The following is a 12,765-nucleotide window of genomic DNA, read 5'->3' as shown; positions in this document are numbered from 1 at the left end:
CATAAAAAAACCCGCATTAAAATGCGGGTTTTCTTTGTTAACGCCCTTTCTTAATATGAGACATCAGGCGTTTACGTTTCCGCAGCTGGGTCGCTGTCAGGACGTTTTTCTTATCCGCAAACGGGTTTTCACCCTCTTTAAACTGGATGCGGATAGGCGTACCCATCACTTTCAGTGACTGACGGAAATAGTTCATCAGGTAGCGTTTATAGCCATCCGGTAAATCTGATACCTGGTTACCGTGGATAACAATAATCGGCGGGTTATAGCCCCCTGCATGCGCATATTTCAGTTTGACACGGCGACCGCGCACCAGTGGCGGCTGATGATCGTCTGCTGCCATTTTCATAATGCGGGTGACCAGTGCGGTACTGACACGACGGGTCGCGCAGTCATACGCTTCCTGTACAGAATCAAACAGATTACCGACACCACTGCCGTGCAGCGCAGAGATAAAGTGGATACGGGCAAAATCAACAAAGCCGAGGCGCAGTTCCAGCATATCTTTGACGTGATCGCGGTCGTCCGCTGTCATACCATCCCATTTATTGATGGCGATAACCAGAGAGCGCCCGGCATTAAGAATAAAGCCCAGCAGTGACAGATCCTGGTCTGAGATTCCCTCACGGGCATCAATCACCAGCAGCACCACGTTAGCATCCTCAATGGCCTGCAATGTCTTGATGACCGAGAACTTTTCAACAGTTTCAGTGACTTTACCGCGCTTACGCACACCTGCGGTATCGATAATGATATATTCGCGTCCGTCACGTTCCATCGGGATATAGATACTGTCGCGGGTTGTACCCGGCATATCGTAAACCACCACGCGCTCTTCGCCGAGGATACGGTTGGTCAGTGTGGATTTCCCGACATTCGGACGCCCGACAATCGCCATTTTAATCGGCTGGTCAATCGGGTTGAAATCATCTTCCTCTTCACCGTCTTCCGTTTCTGCGGCCTGAGCCAGCGCTTCCTGCTCTTCCCAGTAAGCGGCGTTAGCCTCTTCTTCGGTTAACTCGCGATCATCATCCTCACTTTCCGGCTCGCCGTAGAACGGCACCAGCGCACGGGTGATCAGCTGACTCACGCCGCGTCCGTGTGACGCAGCGATAGGTACCACTTCGCCCAGACCCAGGCTGTAGAACTCACCCAGCGCCAGATCCTGATCGATACCATCGATTTTGTTCGCCACCACAAACGTGCTTTTGTTATCGCGGCTGCGCAGATGTTTGGCGATACCGCTGTCCGCAGGCATCAGACCGGAACGGGCATCCACCATAAACAGCACGATATCGGCTTCTTCAATCGCCAGCAGTGACTGTGCGGCCATGTGGGTTTCAACACCCTCTTCCGTACCGTCAATACCCCCGGTATCGATAATAATAAATTCCTGTCCCTCAACCTCTGCACGACCGTACTTACGATCCCGCGTCAGGCCGGGGAAATCAGCAACCAACGCATCGCGCGTACGCGTTAAGCGGTTGAATAATGTGGACTTCCCGACATTGGGACGCCCGACCAGAGCAACGACAGGTATCATGCTTTTACTGCCTCATAACACTGAAAAAATCCCCTGCACCATACAGGAGATTAAAGACGAAACGGCCCCTGTCATTCAGGAGCCGTCAATGAAACCACTCCGCAGTCAGTTACCCTGCCGGAGTGATGCCGGAAACAGCGGTTTACTGTCAGCGGCGGAGTAAATACAGGCGTCCGTCACGGGCCTGTACCATCAGTTTATCACCGGCAACTGACGGACGGCTCAGAATACCTGAACTGCTCAGTTTATTCTGTGCCACGAACTGCCCGTTGGACGTATCCAGCCAGTGGAGATAACCTTCACCGTCACCCACCACCAGGTACCCGTTAAAGAGTTCCGGTGCGGAAAGATTACGGTGCAGTAATTTATCCTGTGACCACATAGTGACGCCATCAGCAGCCCGCAGGCCATAGACGTTATCATTCTGATCAACGACATAGAGCGATTCACCATCCAGCACCAGTTCATTCACTGAGCCGAAATCACGTTTCCACAGGATCTGACCGCTGCGCATATCCATCGCCACCAGATTACCGTTATAAGCGATAGCATAAACACGGCCGTCAGCAACAACCGGCGTCATATCCACGTCATTCAGACGGCTGATTTCAGTGGTCCCGGTAGCCTGCGAAATACGCTGCTGCCAGATGAGCTGTCCCTGACCCAGCATAACCGCACTGACACGACCGTTATCACCGCCGACAAAGGCGGCGCCCATTGCCACGGCAGGGGCGGATTCACCACGGACCGACAGGCTCGGGGTATCCAGGTTCAGGCTCCAGCGCTGTTCGCCGGTTGCGGTATCGAATGCCTGCAGCAGACCATTACCGGTATGCACCAGCACCAGTCCCTCACTGACTTCCGGACGGGACAGCACTTCGCCGCCGGCGTTTGCCGTCCAGGCTATTTCACCGTCATTTGCGTTCAGGGCGATCAGCGTACCGCGTTCAGTACCCACATAAAGGTGTTCACCGGAAACGGTCAGACCGCCGGATAACATCGCCGGGATACTGGCAGATAAGAAACCGGTTTTTTCCGCCAGGTTCACTGACCAGATTTCAACGCCGGAATCGGCATCCAGTGCTTTGACCAGGCCATTGCGATCTGCGGCATAGATACTGCTTCCTTCCCATGCAGGGGAAAGGTGAGAATAGTATTTACCGATACCGTCACCGACGGATTTATCCCACACCGTTTCCGGTGTGAACTGATTTGTCACTTCCGGCAGTGGTGACATCACGATAGTATCCTGTTCACTTGAACAGCCGGCCAGCAGCACAGAAGCGACTAATCCCACCAGCAGTGTTTTACGCAGTTGCATTATCGATAGTCCCCTCACCCGGCTAAGTTATCGAGTTTGAATGTCATAACGGATTTGATAGTCCCGGCGCCTTCACTCTGAATACCGGCGGTATAGGCTTCCTGCGCGCCTTTCACATCCCCTTTCTGTAACAGGGCGTCACCGCGGATATCCTGTGCGTAAGCCGCCCAGCCTTTCCCTTTTATTGCCGCAACGGTTGCCAGCGCGGCATCCGGTTTTTTCTGTCCCAGCTGTACGCGGGCCAGACGTGCATTAATCAGATCTTTCAAATCTTCATTATCGGTTTTTGTCAGCGCCTGACTCAGGGCATTTTCCGCCGCAGGGAGGTCGTTGCTGTCAACCGCTTTCATCGCCAGATCAAGACCGGCGATGGCACCATAGTTATTGTTGGCGTCCTTCGCAAAGGCCTGCAGACGGGCAGCCTGCTCCTCCGGAGAACCTTTCGCTGCGATCGCCATTTCATAGGCAATAGCCGCGTCCTGTAATTTGCTGACCTGGTGAGACTGATAATAATTCCAGCCGGCGATACCGCCGATACCGATGATCAATCCTGCTGCGATTGCTTTGCCGTTTTCAACAAAGAAACTCTTCAGCGCTGATACCTGTTCATTGTCTGTGGTATAGACTTCCACACGTCTCTCCTTAACCTAAAAGTTCGCTCAGACGAGCGGAAAGCCCGCTCTGTGCCAGCGTCTGCTGCTCACCGGTGGCCAGTTCTTTGACAGTGACTGTCCCGTTGGCAATTTCATCCTCACCTAAAATCAGGGCGATACGCGCACCGTTTTTATCCGCACGGCTCAGCTGTCTTTTAAAGTTGCCGCCGCCGTAGTTGGTCATGATACGCACATCCGGCAGGCTGTCGCGGATCTGTTCCGCCAGCATCATCGCTGCCACCTGGCTGCCTTCACCGAAAGACGCCAGATAAATATCGGTCACCGCTGTTTCGCTCACAAAATCAGGATTCACCGCCTGCACCAGCAGTACCATGCGCTCCAGACCCATCGCAAAACCAACCGCCGGGGTATTATGACCGCCGAGCTGCTCTACCAGCCCGTCGTAACGGCCGCCCGCGCAGACAGTCCCCTGCGAGCCCAGTGCGGTGGTTACCCACTCAAACACGGTGCGGTTGTAGTAATCCAGACCACGGACCAGGCGCTGATTGATGCGGTACTGAATACCGGCAGCATCCAGAATCGCGCACAGGCCGTCAAAGTGAATTTTGGATTCTTCATCAAGATAATCAAACAGTGCCGGTGCATCGTTCAGGAGTTCCTGAACAACTTTGTCTTTGGAATCCAGCACACGCAGCGGATTGGTGTACATCCGGCGTTTGCAGTCTTCATCCAGCTTGTCTTTGTGCTGTTCCAGGAACACGACCAGCGCTTCGCGGTAGTTAGCACGCGCCTGCAATGAACCGATTGAGTTCAGTTCCAGGGTGACATGCTCCGCAATGCCCAGTTCACGCCACCAGCGGGCGGTCATCATAATCAGCTCGGCGTCAATATCCGGGCCGCTCAGGCCGAAAATTTCCGCTCCCAGCTGATGGAACTGACGATAACGGCCTTTCTGCGGACGCTCATGGCGGAACATCGGCCCGATATACCAGAGACGCTGTTCCTGATTATACAGCAGCCCCTTTTCAATCCCGGCACGAACACAGCCCGCTGTTCCTTCCGGCCGCAGTGTTAAACTCACATTTTCTTCGCGGTCCTGAAAAGAGTACATTTCCTTTTCAACAACATCAGTCACTTCACCGATGGCGCGCTGAAACAGGGGGGTATGCTCGACGATCGGCGTACGGATTTCACTGATCCCGTAGCTTGTCAGAATGCGTTTAAGCGTGTTTTCAATACGCTGCCATACCGCAGTATCAGCAGGCAGATAATCATTCATACCACGAACAGATTGGATTTTTGTCGCCACGTTAATTCTCTTAACTCAATGAAATATGTTTCCGATTATAAAAGCGACCCTGTGCGGGCGCAATATCGGGAGGCGGATATATCGTCTTAAAACAGTATATCGTCTTAAAACCGTATCTCTGCCAAAACAGACAAAACCGGCTCATCAGTCATGAGCCGGTCCGCGATTACTCTTTATCAACCAGACTGATATCAATCCGGTTATTTTTATCCAGCATAGCCGCCTTGGCACGGATTTTCGCTTCCAGCTGATCAATCATATCCGTGTTATCCAGACGCTCTTTCTGACGGACGCCGTCTTCGTAGAATCCGCTGCGGGTTTTCGCCCCGGTCACGCCCAGCGTGGAGACTTCCGCCTCACCCGGGCCGTTGACCACACAACCGATAATCGATACATCCATCGGTGTGATGATATCTTCCAGACGCTGTTCCAGGGCATTCACTGTGCCAATCACGTCGAACTCCTGACGGGAGCAGGTCGGACAGGCGATAAAGTTGATGCCGCGTGAGCGGATACGCAGGGATTTCAGGATATCAAACCCGACTTTCACCTCTTCCACCGGATCCGCCGCCAGCGAGATACGCAGAGTATCACCGATACCCTCCGACAGCAGCATACCTAATCCGATCGCGGATTTCACCGAACCGGCGCGTGCACCGCCCGCTTCGGTGATCCCCAGGTGCAGCGGCTGATCAATCTTCTTCGCGAGCAGACGGTATGCACCGACCGCCAGGAAAACGTCAGACGCTTTTACACTGACCTTGAATTGATCAAAGTTCAGACGATCGAGAATATCCACATGACGCATGGCAGATTCGAGCAGCGCTTCCGGTGTCGGTTCGCCGTATTTCTCCTGGATATCTTTTTCCAGTGAGCCGCCGTTCACCCCGATACGGATAGGAATATTATAGTGACGCGCGCAATCCACCACCTGACGGATGCGATCCTCACTGCCGATATTGCCCGGGTTGATACGCAGACAATCCACACCGTATTCCGCCACTTTCAGCGCAATACGGTAGTCAAAGTGAATATCTGCCACCAGCGGTACTGATACCTGTTGTTTAATCAGTTTAAAGGCTTCCGCCGCATCCATCGTCGGTACTGACACGCGGACAATGTCCACGCCGACGCGCTCAAGGGATTTTATTTGTCTGACGGTTGCCTCAACATCCGTTGTCCGGGTGTTTGTCATTGATTGCACTGCGATAGGTGCACCATCACCGACCGGCACATTCCCCACATAAATACGGGTGGATTTGCGTCTTTTTATCGGGGATTCATTATGCATATGTCTTTCTCCGGAACATCCTTGTGCCCTTAATCATTGCTGTGTTTATTATGTAGTAAAGATTTAATTTATAAATCAATTATTCACCGGCTTTCGGCACACTCAGTTTTGCCACTGTATTTGCTTTGATGAAACGGCTCAGGTCAACGCTCTGACCTTTGAACTGTACATCAACGGCAGCCGGAGCGCCGATTTTCAGACGGTAAGGTTCTGCGCCCGCAAATTCCAGGGTATCCCCTTTCTGTTTGGTGCCGCTGAAAATTTTTGTTCCTTTATTATCAGTCACTTCCAGCCAGCAGGTATTTTTGAACGTCAGCACCAGACCATCCTGTGTCTGCGTGGTCGTCGGCAGTGTTCCGCCTTCGCTGTCCACGGCACGGTTAACGACCGGCGGTACGCGGTCACTGCCCGGCAGCGGTACGATTTTACTGCTGTCAATTTCCTGATCCTGCGGGGTGGCCGCTGATAATTCCAGTGCAGCGGTATTGGTATTACCTGCCGGTGCTGAATCCGGTGTTCCTGCCGGGGTATTCAGTACCTGAGGTGCGGTAGTGTCTGCCGGATCGGTTCCCGGAACATCCGCCGGGGCATTGACCGTGACATCATTCTGTTGTGCCAGTGAGGCGATATCAGCCTGCTGTGCCTGATACTGCTGCCACCACCATACGCCCACCAGAGCCAGTACCACTAACAGGACCAGCCAGGTAAATTTCATCAGCCAGCCTTCGCGTTTTTTACGCTGACGCCCCAGCGTCACACTTTTCATCGGCTGGACTTTGGTCATCTGTGCGGGAGCGATTTTATCAAGATAAGGCATGATCTCCGGTTCGGGGATCTGCAGCAAACGGGCATAGGCACGGATATAACCGCGGATAAACGTCGGGTTGGCTTCTTTCAGTGCATCTTCTTCGATTTCACGCACTGTTGTCAGTTTAAGACAAAGTCTGTCGGCGACTGTTTCCCGTGATAACTGAAGTTGTTCCCTACGTTGTGTTAAAAGCTGGCCAAGAGTGAGTTGGAAATTATCTTGAGATTGAGAGTTATTCATGAGTTTCAGGACACAAACAGTTCTGGTTACGAGAAAGCGCGGAGATCTGCCCTTCCGCGCACCGAAGTTCCGTATTCCGGCATACAGCATGCCACCTGTGATGATAAAAATAATCCTGAAAACAACATCACTTTTATATTGTTTTACAGACTGTTATCCGGCGGACACTCATAAGCCAAAATGTACTGTACCACACTATCACTGCCTGACGGGGAATTCACGGCTAAATTCAGGTATTTTTCCGCAATTTCAGGCTGCTGATCGCATTTCGCACTCAGCGCCGCGCCTGCCAGCGCACCGGTATGCTGCGGCTGTGCTTTCAGTACCCGGTCAAAATGATAGCGTGCGGCATCATACCGGCCGGCCTGAAGATAAGCCTCACCCAGTGCAAGACGGGTACCGGTCGCCGCCGGTACTGTCTGTATCACGGGTGCTGTCCGGCATCCTGCCAGCAGCATGACTGCAATTAATCCCGGGGAATACGTCCTTATCATACTGCCTCCTTGTCTGTAAGGCAGGTATATTAACGTAAAGTGTCACCCGGGAATGTTACTTAATATTACTGTCAGACTGTTTTGACAGAAATTGGTTCACCGGCCATGCGTTTTTTCAGTGTCCGTTTGGTCCGGTCGATGACATCACCGGCCAGCTGTCCGCAGGCGGCGTCAATATCATCACCGCGTGTCTTGCGGACAATGGTGGTAAATCCGTATTCCATCAGCACTTTGGCAAAGCGGTCAATCCGGCTGTTGGAACTGCGTCCGTAAGGTGCGCCCGGGAACGGGTTCCACGGGATCAGGTTGATTTTGCTCGGTGTGTCCTTCAGACAGGCCGCCAGCTGATGCGCCTGATCAGTGCTGTCATTGATGTGATCCAGCATGACGTATTCCACGGTGACACGCCCGCCGTTCGCATTGGATTTTCCGAGATAACGGCGCACAGATGCCAGGAATGTCTCAATGTTATATTTCTTGTTGATCGGAACGATTTCGTCACGAACATCATCCGTCGGTGCGTGCAGGGAAATCGCCAGCGCCACATCGATCATATCACCGAGTTTATCCAGAGCCGGTACCACACCGGAGGTTGAGATAGTCACGCGGCGTTTGGACAGCCCGAAACCGAAGTCATCCAGCATGATTTCCATGGCCGGAACAACATGGGTCAGGTTCAGCAGCGGTTCACCCATCCCCATCATGACCACGTTGGTAATCGGACGGCGGCCGCTGGATTTCAGGGAGCCGATGATTTTCGCGGCACGCCAGACCTGGCCGATAATTTCGGAGACCCGCAGATTGCGGTTAAAACCCTGCTGTGCGGTTGAGCAGAATTTACATTCCAGCGCACAACCGACCTGGGAAGAAACGCACAGTGTGGCGCGGTCTTCTTCCGGGATATAGACGGTTTCCACTTCCTGATCGCCGACACGGATAGCCCACTTGATAGTGCCGTCCGCAGAGCGTTGTTCTTCCGATACTTCCGGCGCGCGGATTTCCGCCACCGCTTTCAGTTTGGTGCGCAGTACTTTGTTGATATCGGTCATCAGATCGAAATCATCATAGCAATAGTGGTAAATCCACTTCATTACCTGGTCAGCCCGAAAAGGCTTCTCGCCCATATCGGCGAAAAACTGGCGCATTTCTTTGCGGGTCAGGTCGAGTAAATTAATTTTTCCGTTGATTTTTTCAGGAGCAATCGGAGCGGAGCCTGTTACACAGGCGTCTTGAGTGGTCAGTTCTGACATTGTTAACATTGCCTCGTTGTTACACTTTCGGCGGTGACGCGCGGTGCGCATCACAGATACAGGAATAAGAATAGCCGCTGAAACGGACTGCGTCACGGATACGGCGGAAACATAAAAGCCCCGTATCATGACGGGGCGCGGCATTGTACAAACATTCGCAGTGATATGGCAAATTAAAACACGTAAATGTAAATCGATTTATTAAATAATAATACTTGTTTAAATCGATTTTTTAGATATTAATGATATTAACACTCATCTTTTACAGGTAATTAAATCTGAAACAAAGGAGTTGTTATGCATAAAATTATACTTGTCCCGATCGATCTGAATGCCGGTGCGTTATCTCAGAATGTCATTACTGAAATTAACGACTACGCTAAAGATAAAAATGTGAAGTTCCATTTTGTTACCGTTATCCTCCCGTCTGAGCAGCTGTTTGACTATGGCCTGACCTTCCCTGTCATGACCGAAAATGCAAAATCAGAAGACCAGCGCATCAAAATGCTGCTGGAGAAACTCGACGCGGTGACCGAAAAATTTGCCGTACAGAAAAGTCAGATATCCACCGGTGTTCTTATCGGAAGTGCGGCAGAAGCCATTCTTGAAAATGCAGAAAGAATCAACGCCGACCTGATTGTTATCGGCTCCAAAAACCCGACCATGAAAAGCCGTTTCCTCGGATCCACCGCATCGGCACTGATCCATTACGCCACTATCTCTGTCCTTGTTGTCCGGTAAAAAAGCAAAAGCCCGGATAACCGGGCTTTTGAGACTGAATTCACTGATAAAGCAGGATAACACAGGGTTTTTCCTGCTTTATTTTATCAGCGCGGGCAGATTTCATCTTCAGTGAAGAAATAGGCGATTTCACGGGCGGCGGATTCTTCCGCATCAGAGCCGTGTACCGCGTTTTCAGTGAAACTGTCCGCGTAATCAGCACGCAGTGTACCGGCCAGTGCGTTATCCGGATTGGTGGCGCCCATCAGGTCACGGTGACGCTGTACGGCATTTTCCCCTTCCAGCACCTGTACCATAATCGGCCCGGAAGTCATGAATTCCACCAGACCATCAAAGAACGGGCGGCCTTTGTGCTCGGCATAGAATCCTTCAGCCTGTTCGCGGCTCAGGTGCAGCATTTTGGCGGCAATAATACGGAAACCGGCACTTTCAAAACGGTGATAAATAGCCCCGATAGCATTTTTCTTTACGGCATTTGGCTTAATGATAGAAAATGTGCGTTGTACAGACATTTAATTGACCTCAAATGTGCGCATGTGCGCTGTTGTCATTGTTATTTGCGGCTGACGGCAGACCGGTCCACACCTTGTGGTAAGGTGATGATTATACGGGCTCACCGCTGTTTCGCCTACAGTTACGCAACATTTTTGCAAAGTATTCCTGATAACAGATCACAGATTTTCCGTCTGTATCACACTTTTTCCGCTGAACTTCCCGTCGTTTCTGCTATTTCAGGGTAAAACTGACCGAACTGACCTGGCCGCTGAGATCCAGTACCGTCAGCTGATAACGCCCGGGGGTATCCAGCGTCAGCAACAGCGGATCACCGGATTCGGTGCTGCCGGCCTGATCACCGTTAAGAAACCACCACTGTGTGCCTTCGCCGCCCTGAGTCACCACCCGCAAATCAAGGGTTTTCGCCAGCGGCAGACGCCGCAGCACATCCCCTTCACGGATACCGGAAATCAGCAGGGGTGCGGCTTCCACCCGCAGCGGCGGGCAGGTTTTGCTCACCGGCGGCAGGCGGTGACTGCGGCGCTCCCCCGGCGGCAGCCAGCTCTCCAGTGCAATCGGCCACAGTGCAACGGTTTTCTCCTGTGCATCCGGACAATCCGGAGACACCCGTTCCCCCTGCCCGTTCACCCAGATCACCGCATTGGTGCCGGACAGGCTCTCCTGTCCTGCTGACGGTAGTGTCGGCGGCACGGTATTATCCAGCACCAGCGCTATCCGCTGCTGACGGCAGTTCGGGTCCTGCTTGTCTGCGGCCAGTCCTGACGGCCAGCAAATCATTTTACTGCTGACACTGACGGGTTTCGGGTCCGGTAATTTTTTGCCGCCGCGTGTGCGCAGATAGCTGTCAACCTGATACAGGATCGGAATCGCGGTCGCAAACCCGGCCTGTCCGGCCACCGGTGTCCCGTCCGGACGCCCGACCCACACCCCGATGGTATAGCGGTTATTCACGCCCAGCGCCCAGGCATCACGGTAGCCGTAACTGGTGCCGGTTTTCCATGCCAGCGGTACGTCCTGTGCCAGACGGTCATCTGCCAGCGGCCGTGTTTCCCCTGCCATCACCCGCCGGGTGATCCACGCCGCCCCCGGGGAGATAAGCTGACGTTCAGCCAGCGGATCGTCCGGCCGGAAACGTACCGGTGCCACTTTACCCTGCCGGGCAAACGCACTGTACGCGGCAATCAGCTGATCCATCCGCGCTCCGGTACCGCCCAGAATCAGCGACAGGTTCGGATCACTGCCAATCGGGAAACGCAGTTCCAGGCCGACGTTACGCAGTTTGGCACTGAAACGTTTCGGACCGTAGACATCCAGCAGCTGAACCACCGGCAGATTCAGAGAGCGGCGCAGTGCCTCACTGACACTCACCGGCCCGCTGAATCCGGTATCAAAGTTACCCGGACGGTAATCATTAAAACGGCGCGGTACATCCTGTAACAGGGATTCGCTGTGGATCAGCCCCTCATCCATCGCCAGGGCATATAAAAACGGCTTCAGGGTTGAGCCGGGCGAACGCCAGGCGCTGTTCACATCCACATGACCGAAACGGGTGTCATCAGAGAAATCAATGGAGCCGACATAGCCCTTCACGCTCATGTCGCGGTTATCCACCACCATAATGCCGAGGGAGGTTTTTTCCGGCAGCTGATATTTGCGGTTACGGGCCATCTCCTCCAGCTGACGCTGAATGGCAGGATTGATGGTGGTGCGGATCACCGGGTCTTTCACCCCCGACGCCACACGCCGTGCCAGCAGCGGTGCGGAGTGCGGTACCTGGCGGGGTGCCAGCCAGATGCTCTCCTGTTTTAAGTCATTCACTTTTGCCTGCGGCCACACCTGAAACTCCGCCAGCCGGTCGAGTACTTTATTCCGTGCCGCTTCCGCCCGCTGCGGATAGCGATCCGGGCGCAGACGGCTCGGTGCCTGCGGCAGAACCGCCAGCAGCGCTGCTTCCCCGGCGGTCAGTTCTGACGGCGGTTTACCGAGATACATCCAGCTTGCCGCCCCGATCCCCTCAACCGTCCCGCCATACGGAGCACGGTTGAGATACATCTCCAGAATTTCATCTTTGGAATAATGCCATTCCAGCTGAATAGTCCGGAAAACCTGTTTCAGTTTGCCGGTCAGAGTACGATCATGGGGGTCAATCAGCCGGGCGACCTGCATGGAGAGTGTACTGCCGCCGGAGACAATGCGTCCGGAGGTCAGATCCTGCAACGCCGCGCGGCCGATAGCCACCGGGTTAATCCCCGGGTGCTGATAGAAATAGCGGTCTTCGTATGTCAGAAGCGCTTCAATAAACTCCGGTGATACATCCTTCAGCGTGACCGGGTAGCGCCACACACCGTTGCTGTCGGCAAAACGCCACAGCGGTGACCCGTCCTCAGCTGTGACCGTACGCGCCATTACCACCTCATCCAGCGGCAGCGGCCAGATTTTATCGGCCAGCCAGAGCAGCGGCGGCGTCAGGACAATTGTTATCAGACCGGTGAGCGCAAGACGTTTAAACCACACTTTCATGTATCAAACCGCATTATCAGAATTTCTGAGATAAAAATGCCCTTATAGTTCGTTATAAGGGCATTTTACCTGTGTTTGCTGCCGCAGCCCGGACAGGCTGCGGACAACAATCGTGCTG

Annotated in this window: 11 protein-coding genes; 1 reads left to right on the top strand and 10 read right to left on the bottom strand. The window is 53.3% G+C overall.

What is annotated here, in order from left to right; all coding sequences use genetic code 11:
• Positions 1 to 37: 37 nt before the first annotated feature.
• The 8 genes from der to R5268_RS07265 all read right to left on the bottom strand — a co-directional run bounded on the left by der (position 38) and on the right by R5268_RS07265 (position 8,870).
• The gene (gene der / locus R5268_RS07300; protein ID WP_107678393.1) at positions 38 to 1,543 is read right to left on the bottom strand and encodes a ribosome biogenesis GTPase Der; all 1,506 of its coding nucleotides are present in this window, start codon (positions 1,541 to 1,543) and stop codon (positions 38 to 40) included.
• Between the two features lie 148 nt (positions 1,544 to 1,691).
• Entirely contained in the window at positions 1,692 to 2,864 is a 1,173-nt protein-coding gene (gene bamB, locus R5268_RS07295; RefSeq protein ID WP_046892493.1) for an outer membrane protein assembly factor BamB, read from the bottom strand.
• A gap of 14 nt (positions 2,865 to 2,878) precedes the next feature.
• A complete protein-coding gene (locus R5268_RS07290) occupies positions 2,879 to 3,496 on the bottom strand; it encodes a YfgM family protein (protein ID WP_218455379.1) in 618 nt (205 codons plus the stop codon).
• Between the two features lie 10 nt (positions 3,497 to 3,506).
• Positions 3,507 to 4,787 carry a histidine--tRNA ligase gene (gene hisS, locus R5268_RS07285; protein WP_317419058.1) on the bottom strand — a complete coding sequence of 427 codons (1,281 nt, stop codon included), beginning with the start codon at positions 4,785 to 4,787 and terminating at the stop codon, positions 3,507 to 3,509.
• Positions 4,788 to 4,953: 166 nt separating this feature from the next.
• Positions 4,954 to 6,078, bottom strand: coding sequence for a flavodoxin-dependent (E)-4-hydroxy-3-methylbut-2-enyl-diphosphate synthase (gene ispG, locus R5268_RS07280; protein WP_046892496.1), 1,125 nt, complete (start codon positions 6,076 to 6,078; stop codon positions 4,954 to 4,956).
• A gap of 79 nt (positions 6,079 to 6,157) precedes the next feature.
• The gene (gene rodZ / locus R5268_RS07275) at positions 6,158 to 7,126 is read right to left on the bottom strand and encodes a cytoskeleton protein RodZ (protein WP_243846755.1); all 969 of its coding nucleotides are present in this window, start codon (positions 7,124 to 7,126) and stop codon (positions 6,158 to 6,160) included.
• Positions 7,127 to 7,269: 143 nt separating this feature from the next.
• A complete protein-coding gene (locus R5268_RS07270) occupies positions 7,270 to 7,620 on the bottom strand; it encodes a tetratricopeptide repeat protein (protein ID WP_107678390.1) in 351 nt (116 codons plus the stop codon).
• A gap of 71 nt (positions 7,621 to 7,691) precedes the next feature.
• Positions 7,692 to 8,870 carry a bifunctional tRNA (adenosine(37)-C2)-methyltransferase TrmG/ribosomal RNA large subunit methyltransferase RlmN gene (locus R5268_RS07265; protein ID WP_046892498.1) on the bottom strand — a complete coding sequence of 393 codons (1,179 nt, stop codon included), beginning with the start codon at positions 8,868 to 8,870 and terminating at the stop codon, positions 7,692 to 7,694.
• Between the two features lie 297 nt (positions 8,871 to 9,167).
• On the opposite strand from R5268_RS07265, the gene R5268_RS07260 reads away from it, so the two are divergent.
• On the top strand, positions 9,168 to 9,611 hold the full coding sequence (locus R5268_RS07260; RefSeq protein ID WP_054424513.1) for a universal stress protein: 444 nt from the start codon (positions 9,168 to 9,170) through the stop codon (positions 9,609 to 9,611).
• 86 nt (positions 9,612 to 9,697) lie between these two features.
• Here the strand turns inward: R5268_RS07260 and ndk are convergent, their stop codons facing one another.
• On the bottom strand, positions 9,698 to 10,123 hold the full coding sequence (gene ndk / locus R5268_RS07255) for a nucleoside-diphosphate kinase (RefSeq protein ID WP_046892500.1): 426 nt from the start codon (positions 10,121 to 10,123) through the stop codon (positions 9,698 to 9,700).
• Between the two features lie 214 nt (positions 10,124 to 10,337).
• Positions 10,338 to 12,647, bottom strand: coding sequence for a peptidoglycan glycosyltransferase PbpC (gene pbpC / locus R5268_RS07250; protein ID WP_317419057.1), 2,310 nt, complete (start codon positions 12,645 to 12,647; stop codon positions 10,338 to 10,340).
• Between the last annotated feature and the right edge of the window lie 118 nt (positions 12,648 to 12,765).

Source organism: Morganella sp. BCCO 40_0007 (genome assembly GCF_032989665.1).
In the GTDB taxonomy this organism is placed as follows: Bacteria; Pseudomonadota; Gammaproteobacteria; order Enterobacterales; family Enterobacteriaceae; genus Morganella; species Morganella sibonii.
The sequence above is the reverse complement of the archived record's forward strand: the minus strand, read 5'-3'. Positions and strand labels throughout refer to the sequence as shown.